At 42.9% G+C, this 14,753-nt stretch carries 12 protein-coding genes; 6 read left to right on the forward strand and 6 right to left on the reverse strand.

Annotated features, from left to right (window positions below; all coding sequences use genetic code 11):
* Positions 1-5: 5 nt before the first annotated feature.
* From ispF to rpoS, 6 genes are all read left to right on the forward strand, one after another.
* Positions 6-518, forward strand: coding sequence for a 2-C-methyl-D-erythritol 2,4-cyclodiphosphate synthase (ispF, locus tag FVA72_RS05065; RefSeq protein ID WP_004260732.1), 513 nt, complete (start codon positions 6-8; stop codon positions 516-518).
* Positions 484-1,542: a tRNA pseudouridine(13) synthase TruD gene (gene truD / locus FVA72_RS05070; RefSeq protein WP_110592296.1), complete on the forward strand. Its 1,059-nt coding sequence runs from the start codon at positions 484-486 to the stop codon at positions 1,540-1,542. The genes ispF and truD overlap by 35 nt, the downstream gene beginning before the upstream one ends.
* A complete protein-coding gene (surE, locus tag FVA72_RS05075; protein WP_004260729.1) occupies positions 1,520-2,281 on the forward strand; it encodes a 5'/3'-nucleotidase SurE in 762 nt (253 codons plus the stop codon). Before truD ends, surE begins: the two co-directional genes overlap by 23 nt.
* On the forward strand, positions 2,278-2,904 hold the full coding sequence (locus tag FVA72_RS05080; RefSeq protein WP_004260727.1) for a protein-L-isoaspartate(D-aspartate) O-methyltransferase: 627 nt from the start codon (positions 2,278-2,280) through the stop codon (positions 2,902-2,904). The genes surE and FVA72_RS05080 overlap by 4 nt, the downstream gene beginning before the upstream one ends.
* A gap of 307 nt (positions 2,905-3,211) precedes the next feature.
* Positions 3,212-4,282 (forward strand): murein hydrolase activator NlpD, encoded by a 1,071-nt coding sequence (nlpD, locus tag FVA72_RS05085; RefSeq protein WP_110592295.1) that lies wholly within the window; start codon positions 3,212-3,214, stop codon positions 4,280-4,282.
* 54 nt (positions 4,283-4,336) lie between these two features.
* Positions 4,337-5,323 carry an RNA polymerase sigma factor RpoS gene (gene rpoS, locus FVA72_RS05090; protein WP_004260723.1) on the forward strand — a complete coding sequence of 329 codons (987 nt, stop codon included), beginning with the start codon at positions 4,337-4,339 and terminating at the stop codon, positions 5,321-5,323.
* A 78-nt stretch (positions 5,324-5,401) separates the two neighbouring features.
* On the opposite strand, the gene miaE is transcribed toward rpoS, so the two are convergent.
* The 6 genes from miaE to FVA72_RS05120 form a co-directional block, all read right to left on the reverse strand.
* Positions 5,402-6,166, reverse strand: coding sequence for a tRNA isopentenyl-2-thiomethyl-A-37 hydroxylase MiaE (miaE, locus tag FVA72_RS05095; RefSeq protein WP_110592294.1), 765 nt, complete (start codon positions 6,164-6,166; stop codon positions 5,402-5,404).
* Between the two features lies 1 nt (position 6,167).
* Positions 6,168-8,735 (reverse strand): DNA mismatch repair protein MutS, encoded by a 2,568-nt coding sequence (gene mutS / locus FVA72_RS05100; protein WP_094960919.1) that lies wholly within the window; start codon positions 8,733-8,735, stop codon positions 6,168-6,170.
* A gap of 262 nt (positions 8,736-8,997) precedes the next feature.
* Positions 8,998-10,296, reverse strand: coding sequence for a c-type cytochrome (locus FVA72_RS05105; protein WP_110592293.1), 1,299 nt, complete (start codon positions 10,294-10,296; stop codon positions 8,998-9,000).
* The gene (locus FVA72_RS05110) at positions 10,289-12,565 is read right to left on the reverse strand and encodes a xanthine dehydrogenase family protein molybdopterin-binding subunit (protein WP_110592292.1); all 2,277 of its coding nucleotides are present in this window, start codon (positions 12,563-12,565) and stop codon (positions 10,289-10,291) included. Before FVA72_RS05110 ends, FVA72_RS05105 begins: the two co-directional genes overlap by 8 nt.
* The gene (locus FVA72_RS05115; RefSeq protein WP_036958302.1) at positions 12,562-13,035 is read right to left on the reverse strand and encodes a (2Fe-2S)-binding protein; all 474 of its coding nucleotides are present in this window, start codon (positions 13,033-13,035) and stop codon (positions 12,562-12,564) included. The genes FVA72_RS05110 and FVA72_RS05115 overlap by 4 nt, the downstream gene beginning before the upstream one ends.
* Positions 13,036-13,431: 396 nt before the next feature.
* Positions 13,432-14,751 carry a cytochrome c gene (locus FVA72_RS05120; RefSeq protein WP_110592291.1) on the reverse strand — a complete coding sequence of 440 codons (1,320 nt, stop codon included), beginning with the start codon at positions 14,749-14,751 and terminating at the stop codon, positions 13,432-13,434.
* Positions 14,752-14,753: the final 2 nt, after the last annotated feature.

Genomic DNA, 14,753 nt, shown 5'->3' on the forward strand with positions numbered 1-14,753 from the left:
AAAAAATGAGAATCGGACACGGTTTTGACGTACACAAATTTGGTGGCGAAGGCCCTATTATCATTGGTGGCGTGCGTATCCCTTATGAACAAGGTTTGCTCGCGCACTCTGACGGTGATGTGGTATTGCATGCGTTAACTGATGCAATTCTCGGCGCTGCTGCATTAGGGGATATTGGTAAATTGTTCCCTGATACTGACCCAGCATATAAAGGGGCGGATAGCCGAGTCTTATTGAGAGACGCGTTTTGCCATGTGCGTGCCAAAGGGTATCGCATTGGTAACATTGATATTACCATCATGGCACAGGCACCAAAAATGTTGCCACATATCGCGCAAATGCGTGTGAATATTGCCGAAGACCTTGAGTGCCACATGGATGATGTCAATGCGAAAGCGACCACAACCGAGCAATTAGGTTTTGTGGGGCGTAAAGAAGGCATTGCCTGTGCTGCAGTTGTTCTTTTAATAAAAGATAATAGTAATGAAAGTAATGAATGTTCAGTACCTGCATGGTAAGCCATTGTCTTCTGGCACATTAAAAAGTGTCCCAGAAGATTTTATCGTCAAAGAAGATTTAGGCTTTGAGCTAGATGGCGAAGGCGAACATGTTATGGTTCGTGTGGAAAAAACAGGCTGCAATACAGTGTTTGTTGCTGAACAACTAGCAAAATTTGCTAAAATTTCAGCGAGAGCGGTCAGTTACGCAGGTTTAAAAGATAGGCATGCAGTAACGGAGCAGTGGTTTTGCCTGCAAATGCCAGGTAAAGAAACGCCTGTTTTTTCGAATTGGCAACTCGAAGGCTGCCGAATACTGGCTGTCACTCGGCAAAAACGCAAATTACGTATTGGTTCCTTGAAAGGAAACCAGTTCGAAATAACCTTGCGTGATATTTCAGATGCAAAAGACGTTGAGCAACGTTTACAGAAAGTTGCATTATCAGGGGTGCCTAATTACTTCGGTGAACAACGTTTTGGGCGCGATGGGCAAAATTTAACGCAAGCGTTGCGTTGGGCAAACCAAGAAATCAACGTACGTGAACGCAACAAGCGCAGTTTTTATCTTTCTGCTGCACGTAGTGCAATGTTTAATCATGTGGCAAGCGAACGTATTGCAAATAATACTGCTCAACACGTAATGCTGGGAGATGCGCTGCAATTAACCGGCAGAGGAAGTTGGTTTGTCGCGACACAAGATGAATTTGCTACATTGCAACCTCGCTTGGAGTCCAATGAATTAAGTATTACAGCGCCATTACCGGGTGATGGGGAATTGGGAACTCAGGATGAAGCACTGGCATTTGAAACCCAGTGTTTAGTGGATTATCAACCCTTTATCTCTTTAATGCAGCGCGAACGAGTTTCTTCAGCTAGACGGGCGGTAGTTGTTAAACCACAAAATTTACAGTGGGAATGGTTGGATGACTCGACGGTAAAACTGAATTTTTTCTTAAACTCGGGTTGTTTTGCAACCAGTGTTGTGAGAGAAATTATTAATCAAAATGGGCAGGATAATGTCGATGCTAAAGATTTTATTGAGTAATGACGATGGGGTAAATGCGCCGGGGATTCAAACCCTTGCGGCTGCGTTACGCCAATATTATCATGTTCAAGTGATTGCGCCTGACCGCAATCGAAGTGGGGCTTCGAACGCATTAACATTAGATAAACCACTTAAAATTCAGACGCTAAGTAATGGTGACCTTGCTGTACAAGAAGGCACACCGACAGATTGCGTCTATATTGGGGTGAATAAAGTGGTACGTCCACGCCCTGATATTGTTGTATCTGGTATCAACTGTGGCCCTAATTTAGGGGATGATGTTATTTACTCAGGCACGGTTGCAGCGGCAACGGAAGGCCGCCACTTAGGTTTACCTTCAATTGCGGTATCGCTAGATGGCGAAACGCATTACGAAAGTGCCGCTAAAGTGACATGCGATATTTTAGCGCTCTTACAGAAGAACCCATTGCGAGCAGGCAATATTTTAAATATAAATGTACCTGATATCCCGTACGAAGAGATTAAGGGTATCAAAGTCACTCGTTGTGGCAGCCGTCACGCCGCCTCTGAGGTGTATAGTTTAGAAGACCCGAAAGGGAATACACTGTATTGGTTAGGGCCTGTTGGTGAAATTCGTGATGCCAGCCCTGGAACGGATTTTGAAGCTGTGCAAAATGGCTATGTTTCCATCACCCCATTACAAGTTGATCTAACCGCTTATAAAGCACATTCATTAGTAGAAGAGTGGCTCGAAAAATCAGGAGTGTCAGTAAAATGAAAACAGGGCTCATGAAAGAACTTTTGGCTCAATTACGCCAACAGGGAATTCACGATGAGCGCCTATTAGATGCCATTTCACTCGTTCCTCGGGAACGGTTTGTGGATGAAGCGCTCTCCCATAAAGCCTATGACAATATCCCATTACCTATTGGGCATGGGCAAACTATTTCTCAGCCGTATATTGTTGCTAAAATGACGGCGCTACTGGCTTTAGCTCCGAATGATCACGTTCTTGAGATAGGGACAGGCTCAGGGTATCAAACAGCAGTATTGGCACACTTAGTTAAACATGTTTTTTCTGTTGAGCGGGTGAAGAGCTTGCAATGGGCTGCAAAACGGCGTTTGAAACAGCTTGATTTACATAATGTTTCAACGCGTCATGGAGATGGCTGGGAAGGTTGGCAATCTAAAGGGCCTTTTGATGCTATTATCGTTACTGCGGCACCAACAGAAATACCGGCTCTATTATTAGGGCAATTAAAAGATGGCGGGCGAATGGTTTTACCTGTCGGTGATAAAGAACAAGCATTGAAGCTAATTACTCGACGTGGTAATGATTACCATACTAATGTTATTGAAAAAGTCCGTTTTGTCCCATTGGTTGCCGGTGACCTCCTTTAACCTATTTGTAATGGTATTTAATCAAAGTCTGATTATTTTTATAATCGATTTAAATAAAATATCATTGCAAAGGTTCTATTAACCCAAATAGCAGTAAAACTATTCCAAATATGATATTTTACCCAGCTGAATTTGGGGGAATAGCTTAAAGCGTTAGGTCATACTCTCAAATTGTTATATTTTTAATATATTTAACTTGTTCACTATTTTGTATTTCTGCTTTAATAAGTGAAATATTTTATGATAACTCTATTGCTGACATTGTTTTGAATTGTCGCGTCAGATTTTTCTTCACGGGAGAAGAAGCATGAAAATTGTTAGCCCTATAAGCAGAATTCGATGGGCCGTCATCTTTTCATTTAGCGGAGCGCTATTGGCAGGTTGTTCTACACCGTATCATACAGCGGCACCTATTTCGAGTGTGAATGATAGCCAGTCTAGCCAACAGACGGTGCAAAGGACGACACCGGCCTCGTCACCAAATACGGGTATGAGCACGGCAATGCCGTCGTCTCGTCCAAATTTATCAAGTAATACTAACACTCAGCCTGTAAGCCGTAGTTCAGCGCCGGTAACAACTAATGGTGAAGGGCGCATTGTATACAACCGTGACTATGGCAGTATTCCAAAAGGCAGTTATAGCGGTAATAGTTATACGGTGCAGCGTGGTGACACATTATTCTATATTGCATACTTAACCGGTAATGATTTCCGTGAGTTAGCATCGAGAAACAATATTCCAGAACCTTACAGCCTAAATGTAGGGCAGGTTATTAATATTGGTAACACAAATGTGAGCTCGAACACTCAATTAGCGGCAAATTCATCAAATAGTCATCAGCAAGCGGTTGATCTTCGAACAACTAATGAGTATCCTGCAAACAGTGGTGGTCAAACTTCAGGTAAGATGTTGCCTAATAATAAGAAACCTGCAACGCAAGTTTCAACGACAACAACAACCTCGACAGCAACCGCTTCTACCGCAGTCAGCAGTACGAATAATTCGTCAATAAAATGGCGTTGGCCAGCTGAAGGGAAAATGATTGAAGGTTTCTCTGATGCTCAAGGCGGGAACAAAGGGGTAGATATAGCCGGTTCTCGTGGTCAAGCTGTGCTTGCTGCTGCGCCAGGAAAAGTCGTTTACGCAGGTAATGCTTTGCGTGGATACGGAAATCTAATAATTATAAAACATAACGATGACTATCTAAGTGCTTATGCTCACAATGATACGTTACTTGTGCGTGATCAGCAGGATGTCACTGCGGGTCAAAAAATAGCCACTATGGGTAGTACTGGAACTAGTTCGGTTAGACTACACTTTGAAATTCGTTACAAGGGAAAATCAGTAAACCCGTTGCGCTATTTGCCGCAACGATAAACTGGGCAGAGTGCTTTGACATTCTGTCCGCATTATCTAGGGTAGGAGTCACTGATGAGCCAAAGTTCGCTGAAAGTTAACGAGTTATATAATGACCTCGATGAAAGTAATTTAAATGACACTTTTGACGAGAGTCAGTTTAAAGAAGAGGATCTGGTTACTGAGCTAGATGACGAAATGGATTTACTCCAGAACACAAATCAACGTGTTCTGGATGCCACTCAAATTTATCTTAGTGAGATTGGGTTCTCACCACTCCTTACAGCAGAAGAAGAAGTTTTCTATGCAAGACGTGCATTGCGTGGAGATATTGCATCACGACAGCGCATGATAGAAAGCAACCTTCGTCTCGTTGTAAAAATATCACGTCGTTATAATAATCGAGGTCTCGCATTACTCGATTTGATAGAAGAAGGAAATCTTGGGTTAATTCGTGCTGTTGAAAAGTTTGATCCTGAAAAAGGGTTTCGCTTCTCGACGTATGCAACGTGGTGGATCCGTCAAACGATCGAGCGCGCGATTATGAACCAAACTCGAACCATTCGTCTTCCTATTCATATCGTTAAAGAACTCAATATTTACCTTCGTACTGCACGTGAATTAGCCCAGAAGTTGGATCATGAGCCAAGTCCTGAAGAGATCGCTGAGCAGCTAGATAAACCTGTCGAAGATGTCAGTAGGATGTTACGTTTAAATGAACGTATCACATCTGTTGATACGCCAATTGCAGGGGACTCAGAGAAATCTTTGCTTGAGGTATTGTCTGATGATAATGATTCAGGTCCAGAAAATACAATTCAAGATAATGACTTAAAAGAGAATATTGTTAAGTGGTTATATGAATTGAACCCAAAACAAAGGGAGGTTTTAGCACGACGTTTTGGGCTTTTAGGCTATGAAGCTGAAACTCTGGAAGAAGTTGGCCGTGAAATAGGGTTAACAAGAGAACGTGTTCGCCAGATCCAAGTAGAAGGTTTAAAGCGATTAAAAGATATTTTACATGGAGAAGAGCTGACTCTGGAGTCGCTATTTAATATGTAGGATGTTGATTAGATAGTTAAAGTCCCTATAAACTAAGGTTTATAGGGACTTTTTATATGTAAAAAATAGAGAACAAGCTTAGTTAATGGGGACTCCACTATGAAATTTAAAATCATCATCAGGTGTCGAAATTAATTCAGCTTCAATAATACCAAAATAATTAACTCGCTCAGTAATATCTTGTTTGCTAATTAATTGTGCTAAGTGCAAATAATCTTGATAGTGGCGAGCTTCTGAGCGTAATAATGAAATATAAAAATTTGCCAGCTGCTCATCAAGAAATGGGGCTAATTTAGCAAAACGCTCACAAGAACGTGCTTCGATATAAGCTCCAATAATTAGCTTATCAACTAAGGTTTTTGGATCATGGGGGTGGACATGGCTCAACAACCCTTTAGCATAACGGCCTGCAGTGATTCCATCGTATGGAATATTACGTTCATGCATAATCTCTAGAACTTGGTAAAAATGATGAAGTTCCTCTTTGATTAGCAGGACCATTTTATCAATTAAATCTTGGCTATAAGGTGATTGTTTTTTTGCCAATATCTGTTTAGAAACCTGATTTTTGTTTCTTAATGTATGGATGTCACCAATTCTGTCATAAGCAAATGATTCATAAGGTTTAAACCATTCAAGTAGCACTGCAGCACTGTCTTTATCGACAGCATACTTGCGAATTAAAAACATCGCACTTTGCGCGGCTTTTAATTCGCATAATAAATGGTCTTTTAAGATAATGGGCAAGTTTTCAGGCAAACTCGCTTTTTTTACCCACGCATCAGGCGTTTCACATTGCAGAAACTGCCTGATTGGTGTGAGTAATTGCGCATACTCATCCATGTTAGTTATCCATATCCTTTAACCGATAAATCCAATCTAGGGCTTGGCGCGGAGTGAGTTTATCGGGATCAATTTCAGCGAGAGCAGTTAATACTGGAGATGGCTCGACATCTTCTGTGGTTAAAAAGCTAAGCTGGGCGCTATCCACATGGCTCGCATTGGCATTGTTTGAGATCACTTCGAGTTCTTTAAGCTTTTGTTTCGCTCGTTTAATCACATCTTTTGGCACGCCTGCAAGAGAAGCGACAGCAAGACCATAGCTTTTGCTGGCGGCGCCGTCTTGAACATTGTGCATAAAGGCAATGGTATCACCGTGCTCAATAGCATCGAGGTGAATATTGACCGCACCTTCGAGTTTTTCAGGTAGTGTTGTTAATTCAAAATAATGCGTAGCAAATAAGGTCATTGCCTTGATTTTATTAACTAAATTTTCAGCGCAAGCCCAAGCAAGGGAAAGACCATCATAGGTTGAAGTCCCGCGACCAATTTCATCCATTAGCACTAAGCTATGTTCTGTCGCATTGTGAAGGATATTGGCGGTTTCTGTCATTTCAACCATAAAGGTGGAACGGCCAGAAGCAAGGTCGTCAGAGGCTCCAACACGAGTAAAAATACGGTCGATTGGCCCTATTACTGCCTTGCTGGCAGGAACAAAACTGCCGATATACGCTAATAAGGTAATCAATGCAGTTTGGCGCATATAGGTACTTTTACCGCCCATATTTGGACCAGTAATAATTAATAGGCGACGTTGTGGTGATAGTGATAATGGGTTAGAAATAAACGGCTCGCTAAGCACTTGTTCTACAACAGGGTGGCGACCCTCGGTTATTTGGATACCCGGTTTTTCAGTCAGTTGTGGGCAAGCATAGCCTAGAGTTTGTGCTCTCTCCGCAAGGTTGGCTAGGACATCTAACTCAGCGAGTGCTTCAGCACTAGTTTGCAGCGCAGCAAGATGAGGCAATAGCATATCAAACAGCTCATCATACAGCGCTTTTTCAATAGCTAATGCTTTTCCTTTTGATGTCAATACCTTATCTTCATATTCTTTGAGTTCAGGAATAATATAGCGTTCTGCATTTTTTAACGTTTGGCGACGAACGTAATGGATAGGTGTTAAATGGCTTTGACCGCGGCTAACCTGAATATAGTAGCCATGAACCGCGTTATAACCGACTTTTAGGGTATCGATCCCCAGCTTTTCTCTTTCACGAATTTCGAGTCTATCGAGGTAGTCGGTTGCCCCATCAGCAAGGGCGCGCCATTCATCGAGTTCACTATTATAACCTGGGGCGATAACACCGCCATCACGTACCAACACAGGTGGTGCATCAATAATGGCTTTTTCAAGTAAGCCTTGTAACTCATCAAATTGACTAATACGATTTTGAAGATCTTGCAAATACGAACTACTTGATTGGCTCAGTATTTGATGAATATCTTGGTATTGCTGGAATGCGTAACGCATACGGGTTAAGTCACGTGGACGAGCGGAACGCAGTGCTAAGCGTGCTAATACCCGTTCTAAATCGCCGATTTGACGCAAAAATGGTTGTAATTCAAAGCCGCATTCTTGCAATGCACTAATAGCTTGTTGGCGGTTATTTAATACTTGAATATTACGCAATGGGGTATGTAGCCAACGTTTTAGCATACGACTGCCCATTGGGGTCACACACATATCCAAAATGGCGGCAAGTGTGTTTTCTGTACCACCTGCAAGGTTTTGTGTGATCTCTAAATTGCGACGAGTTGCTGCATCCAAAATGACATTATCATTTTGTTTTTCCATCACAATACTGCGAATATGGGGCAGTGAAGTACGTTGTGTGTCTTTTACATATTGTAATAAGCAGCCTGCGGCTCTGAGCGCTTTATGAGCATCTTCAACCCCAAAACCAATTAAATCTTTCGTACCAAACTGTAAACCGAGCTGTTGTTTTGCAGTATCGAGCTCATATTCCCACAATGGGCGGCGACGTAGGCCTTTATTGTGTTCAATTAATGCCATACTGGCGAAGTCTTCAGGGTATAGAAGTTCGGCAGGGCGAGAGCGTTGAAGTTCAGCTTGTAATGCTTCTTCGTCGGCGATTTCACTGATAATAAAACGGCCAGAAGTGATATCTAATGTGGCAAACCCGAAGCCTTGTTGGTCTTGCCATACCGCAGCTAATAGGTTGTCTTGCCTTTCATTTAATAGCGCTTCATCGGTGATAGTACCTGGCGTGACAATACGTACTACTTGGCGCTCAACCGGCCCTTTACTGGTCGCAGGGTCGCCAATTTGTTCACAAATGGCGACGGATTCACCCATTTGTACTAATTTGGCTAAGTAGCCCTCGGCAGCATGGTGGGGAACGCCGGCCATAGGGATCGGCTGCCCCGCAGATTGCCCCCGTTTGGTGAGGGAAATATCCAACAATTGAGACGCTTTTTTAGCATCATCAAAAAACAGTTCGTAGAAGTCACCCATGCGATAAAACAGCAGTATGTCTGAATGTTGTGCTTTTAGTTTTAGATACTGCTGCATCATAGGGGTGTGAGATTCGAAACTTTGCTTATCAGTCATAATGTTGTCTGTTTAACGTATTGAGTTAACTAAATTCTGTGAGTGTATTCGACGATTATTTTCAGAGACTAAAATACCACAAATCGCAAGAAATGAGAGTAGGCAAACGTGTTAGCCATGCAATTCTCTATAGTATGACGTGATTATCACAGGGACAATGCGTGTTTGGTGATAAAGTGTCTGAAATATTGTTGAGTAGAAATAAATAGCGCAAATAAGGGGACATAGATATAACCGTTATTTGCGCTAAAGATAAAACGGATTATTTAGCTGCTGTTTCCGCGCGTAGCTGGCTAACTTGTTGTTCCAAATCAGGCCATGGCGATTTGTCGGTAAACGTTGTTCTTAGGTAATTTAAGAGTACAGCTATTTGCTTATCACTTAAATTATGACGAAAAGCAGGCATGCTACCGAGCCCATCTGTTGCCTCATACTCTATTCCATTTAATACAACGCGAATGGCATTATCTGGTGTATCTGCATAAAGATTTGTATTTAAGGCTAAAGCGGGGCGTACACCTGACATTTGCGCACCTTTCGTTTGGGCGTGGCATGCCATACAAGCCCCTGAATATAACCTTGCCCCTTCAGTAGAGAGTGGTTCAATTTTATCTTCTGTTTGCTGTACGATTGCTACGGCTTGCGATGTGACCTGCGGATGATCAACTTCAGAAGTCAAATAGGTAGCAATAGCTTGTCTATCTTCTTCGGTTAGTTGAGAGGTTCCTTCTCTAATGACAGGCGCCATCGGGCCTGCTGCAACGCCATGGTTAGCTGAGAACCCGCTACGCAAAAACTCCGCCATGTCCTGATGGCTCCATGCAACAGGTGAAGATTGGTTACCTCGCAGCGCTGGTGCACTCCATCCTTCAGCATCTCCGCCCATCAAGTGGCTATCTCCGCCTTTTTCGCCAAATAAAATATCACGTGGAGAGTGGCAAGCGCTGCAATGGCCGAGTCCTTCGGTAAGGTATGCACCTCGGTTCCACTCATCAGTTTGTGAACTATCTGGTTTTAATGGCCCAGTGGTTAAATAGAGCTGGTTCCATGCCCAAATTCCTTGGCGAATATTAAAGGGGAAGTTCAACGATGTCTTTGGGGGTTGATAACGAACGGGTTTTTGGCTCATTAACCATGCATAGAGGTCATATAAATCATCGTCGGAAGTATGAGTAAATGCGGTATAAGGGAAAGCAGGGTATAAATAATTCCCTTCACGATCAACACCATAACGCATAGCCCGTTCAAACGCTTCATATGACCAGCTGCCAATTCCTGTTTCTATATCCGGTGTTATATTTGTGGTGTAAATTGTGCCAAAGGGGATCTCCATTGCGAAGCCCCCGGTATTTTTCTCACCGCCAGGCCGTGTATGGCAAACAGCACAATCACCTAGTGCCGCTAATTTTTCACCGTGGGCAATTTGAGCATCAGTAAAACTTTGTGTCGAATTAGTGTGTAATGGCTCAATGGCAGATTGCCAACTCAGAGCGAGTCCCCCCACCGCAATAATAATGACAGCAAGCGCACTGTAGCCAAATAGTTTTTTTGCTTTACTCATGAGCCACTCCTTGGTTTTTGGCTGCCATATTTACTGCTTGCAGAATACGTTCAGGGGTAAACGGAGCTTCCCGCATACGCACACCTAATGCATCAAATAACGCATTTGCTACCGCGGCAGCGCTTGGTACCGATGCAGATTCACCCGCTCCCATAGGGGGTTCATTGGGATATTCCATTAATTGAATGTCAATTTCGGGTAACTCATCGAAACGTAGAATAGGGTATCCCCCCCATTCAAGTGAGGTTGTGCCTGATTTATCAAAGGTGGCAAACTCTTTTAATACTCGGCTACAGGATTGAATAATGTTTCCATGGACTTGGTGTTTAACGCCATCTGGGTTAACTATTTGTCCACAATCATGAGCGACATAGACTTTTTTGATAAGCACTTGCCCTGTACGACGATTAACGGTTAAGTCACAAACCCAAGCTGCCCATGCTGCACCAAACCCCGGGAATTTACTGTGAAAATAACGCGCCCATGCAAAGCCTCGACCATTCACAATTTCTTCGGTTACAGGGGATGGTTTTTGATGCATTGGTCCATCAACCCAATTTGCCTGTTTTTTCACAGCATTAATTAAAGCGATAGCTCGAGGATCATCTAAATATTTCAAGCGATATGCGATAGGGTCTTGCTGTGCTAAATAAGCAATTTCATCAATCCAAGATTCATGGGCAAATACATTCGGGAGCGCTGAAACTCCACGCATCCAAGATGCCCTAACAACAGGTGCGGTATCTTTAGCAATAACACGCATATGTGGGTATAGATATTGAGGGATAGCAGTGCGGTCCCCCATCTGTTGAATATCTGGTTTGTTTTCTTTTTTCCCAGTTAAAATCAACGATAAAGTAGCGGCGTTATTTGATGGATAACGAGTACTGAGTTCGTAAGCGCTGACATCATTATTTTGATCAACTCCTCCTCGAATTTTAATCAATTGCCCTGTGCCTTTTGGCTCCCAACCCGCTTCTTGTTCTCGCATTAATTGCACTCGCACAGGTCGGCCTGTCGCTTGAGACAGTAAAACAGCATCGGCAGCCACGTCATCAGCACAGTTGCGCCCATAGCACCCTGATGCTTCCATGCGATGAATATGTATTTGATATAGGTCTCTATCGAGTTGTAGTGCTAAATCTTTTCGTAGGTCATGAGGGTTTTGTGTGCCTGACCAGACGTCTACTTTATCGGCACGGACATCAGCGATAGCGCAAGATGGCCCAATTGATGCATGTAAATGGTATGGCCAAACATAGTCAGCATTCACGGTTTTATGTAAATTTGCTAAGGCGCTGTCAACATCGCCATCATCTCGTAATACCCTATCTTGGCTGGGTAATGCATCAAGGGTGTCATGGAGCTTATCGAGGGTTAAATCGGGTAATCCTTGCCATTCTTTCCATTGAACTTTTAACTGACGCATAGCGTCTATCGCTTGTTCTTCTCGTTCTGCAACGACACCAACAAAGTCATTAATGCGTACAACTTTTACCACGCCTTGCAGGTGGGCAATCGAACTTTCATCAATGGAAAGCAAACTATTCCCAAGCGGCGCGCTACTATCTGCACCTGCATAAGGAGGGCGAATAACTCTGCCATGTAACATATTGGGTACTCGCATATCATGTACCCAAGTCAATTCACCCGTTACTTTAGCGCGAATATCTACGCGTTGAATCGGCTTTCCGACATAAATAGCCTCAGAAACGGGTTTTAAGGTTACGTTTTCATCTAATTCAAAATGGAGATCTTGTCCTTTCGCCAATTGCGCATAACTCAAACGGCGTTCAGGTTCGGCAGTGACAAAAACATATCCATGCTCTGCTCGAACAGCTTCCACAGGCTCATTTAACGCTTTTGCAGCAAGAGATGTTAGCTTCATACGAACTTGAGCTGCGGCATGGCGTAAAGGGATAGAAGTGACTTGAATGGTCGCACTGGCGATAGTCGGTCCTTGATCTGGTGTACTTTGCGGATCCCCAAGTATCATTGTTACCGATTCAAAAGAGACACCAATTTCATCAGCGACAATTTGTGCGAGCGAGGTACGAATTCCTGTACCTAAATCCACATGGCCATTAAATGCAGTCACCGAACCATCTGCAGCAAGAGCAATAAAACTATCGACATAATTTAAAGGGATAGCGGCATTCTTGGTTGGTGTTTTTTCTGTTGCAAATGAAATAGAAGGCAACATGTTACTGACAACGATGAGCCCACCAGCTTGCAGCATACGGCGTCGAGTGATATCTAAAATACTCATGCTTTACCACCTTGTGCGATGATTATTTTAGCTTTTTTAGCTGCTTTTAATATTTCTACATGGGTTCCACAACGGCATAAATTAAAAGCGAGCTCTTTTTTTATTTCTTCTTCACTTGCATTAGGGTTACGTTTAAACAGAGCAACCAATGTCATTATCATGCCATTCGTACAATAACCACATTGTGCTGCTTGCTCATCAATAAATCCTTGTTGCACAGGATGGAGTGTATCAGCATCACTAATACCTTCTAATGTCGTAATTTTTCTATTTTCTACTGTCGATATAGGTGTTGAACAAGAGCGAACGACTTTACCATCGATAAGTACACTACAAGCACCACATTCGCCTAAGCCACAGCCATATTTGGGGCCGTTGAGCTTTAAATCATTACGTAATACGTAAAGAAGCGGTGTTGATGGAGAAATATTACTTAGTTCAACCCATCTTCCATTGATATTTAGTTGCATATACTTTCCTTTCACATTGCTAATCACAATAAATGATAATTTAATGTTATTATTTGTATATTAACTATAACATAGGTTATTAATTTGAATTGTGACTGTATGTGCTAAGCTAAATTTTCGTTATGTATATAGTAAGTGCTTATTAATAAAGGTTAATATTGAAAAATACCCATGAGTTGTGTGAATGTTTGAGTGAGGTAATGTGAAAGGAAATCCAGTTGATATATTCCAAATAATTAGAATGTGGGCTGTCGTTTTCTCTGCTTGTGGGATTAACTCAAGATAGGCTTTTAGATAACAATAAAATTAATGGGGATTTTACTCAAATATTGTAATGAAAATAATAATGTCGCTTCCCTTCAATAAATAAGTCATTTGAAGAGAAGCGACGAATGATTACTGAGCCGCCTTTTTCAGTTTTTCAACTTGTTCGGCGGTGACGGGTTTACCTTGTCCTCCCCACTCAGCGCGCGCCCATGAAATTAAATCTGCCATTTCTTGTGGTGTTAAATCATCGGCAAAACTTGGCATTGCATACATACGCTGCCCGTTCGGGAAGGTGGTGGTTGGAATACCGGTTAATACCACACTGATAAAGGTTTCAGGGCTGTCCATGGCTAGGATGGCATTACCTTTTAACGCTGGAATGCCATTTGGTACACCTTCTCCGGTGATCCCGTGGCAACCTGCACACGTAGACATATACATCAAGCGACCAGTTTCCATTATTTGACTGACATCACCCACTTCTGGTGAGCTTGCCTCCGGTAATGGCGCTGGTGGGGCTTTGGCTCCGAGTATTTTTCCTTGTTTATCGGTCATCAAATAAATCGCCATGTCATCAACATCGCTTTTTTTCATCTGACTAGTAGAAAAATGAGTCACTGTGCTCATGTCTGCAAATGCAGAGCCTTGTGGGGCATTGCCTGTCAGTAAAAATTGGCTCAAAGAGGCGGTATCGTAGCCATGTTTGGAGAGCGCTTCTGCTGTGATATCAGGGATCGCTAAGCCCGCTTCTTCACCCCCTTGAAGCGACCGTGAAAACTCGACCCCCATCATTAAGTTACGCGGTGAGTGGCAAGCACCGCAGTGTGCCAAACCTTCGACAATATACGCGCCACGGTTCCATTCGGCAGAGCGTTGCGGGTCATGGGGGGCATTTTGTTTAGGAAAATTGAGCAAAGTCCAGAAGTTCATAAATGGGCGAACGGGTAGGACAAATACCCCTGTATTTTCTTTGTTTGGCACGGCCATTGGTGGAAGCGACATCACATAAGCATATAGTGCATCAATATCTTCCGATGTGGTCATATGGGTAAATACAAACGGCATCGCAGGGTAGAGATTACCTCTTTCTTTGCCAATTCCGTCTTTCAAAGCACGATGGAAATCAGCGCGGGTATAGTTACCAATACCAAATTGTTTATCAGGCGTTATATTCGTGGAGTAAATGGTACCGAAAGGGGTTCCGATAGCACGCCCCCCCGCAGCCAATGGCCCTTCAGGTAATGAGTGGCAACCAAAGCAATCCCCAGCGGTTGCCAGTTCTTGCCCTCTTGGCAATAATTTGGCGACTTCTTCTGAGGTTAGCGGTTTATCTAAATCAGGGCCGATACTGGAGGTACGAAAAGCGCCAAACAGGATCGCAAGCATTAATATTATGAATAATAAGATAATAATATAAATGCTTTTACGTAGAGAGCTGGATTTAGCCATGA

The organism is Providencia sp. PROV061, from assembly GCF_011045655.1.
In the GTDB taxonomy this organism is placed as follows: domain Bacteria; phylum Pseudomonadota; class Gammaproteobacteria; order Enterobacterales; family Enterobacteriaceae; genus Providencia; species Providencia hangzhouensis.

Bases quoted from the DNA above. Each gene is read 5' to 3' on its own strand.
- FVA72_RS05080 (WP_004260727.1), top strand. From the start codon at position 2,278: ATGAAAACAGGGCTCATGAAAGAACTTTTGGCTCAATTACGCCAACAG.
- ispF (WP_004260732.1), top strand. From the start codon at position 6: ATGAGAATCGGACACGGTTTTGACGTACACAAATTTGGTGGCGAAGGC.
- miaE (WP_110592294.1), bottom strand. From the start codon at position 6,166: ATGGATGAGTATGCGCAATTACTCACACCAATCAGGCAGTTTCTGCAA.
- surE (WP_004260729.1), top strand. From the start codon at position 1,520: ATGCTAAAGATTTTATTGAGTAATGACGATGGGGTAAATGCGCCGGGG.
- FVA72_RS05110 (WP_110592292.1), bottom strand. From the start codon at position 12,565: ATGAGTATTTTAGATATCACTCGACGCCGTATGCTGCAAGCTGGTGGG.
- FVA72_RS05105 (WP_110592293.1), bottom strand. From the start codon at position 10,296: ATGAGTAAAGCAAAAAAACTATTTGGCTACAGTGCGCTTGCTGTCATT.
- truD (WP_110592296.1), top strand. From the start codon at position 484: ATGAAAGTAATGAATGTTCAGTACCTGCATGGTAAGCCATTGTCTTCT.
- FVA72_RS05120 (WP_110592291.1), bottom strand. From the start codon at position 14,751: ATGGCTAAATCCAGCTCTCTACGTAAAAGCATTTATATTATTATCTTA.
- rpoS (WP_004260723.1), top strand. From the start codon at position 4,337: ATGAGCCAAAGTTCGCTGAAAGTTAACGAGTTATATAATGACCTCGAT.
- FVA72_RS05115 (WP_036958302.1), bottom strand. From the start codon at position 13,035: ATGCAACTAAATATCAATGGAAGATGGGTTGAACTAAGTAATATTTCT.
- mutS (WP_094960919.1), bottom strand. From the start codon at position 8,735: ATGACTGATAAGCAAAGTTTCGAATCTCACACCCCTATGATGCAGCAG.
- nlpD (WP_110592295.1), top strand. From the start codon at position 3,212: ATGAAAATTGTTAGCCCTATAAGCAGAATTCGATGGGCCGTCATCTTT.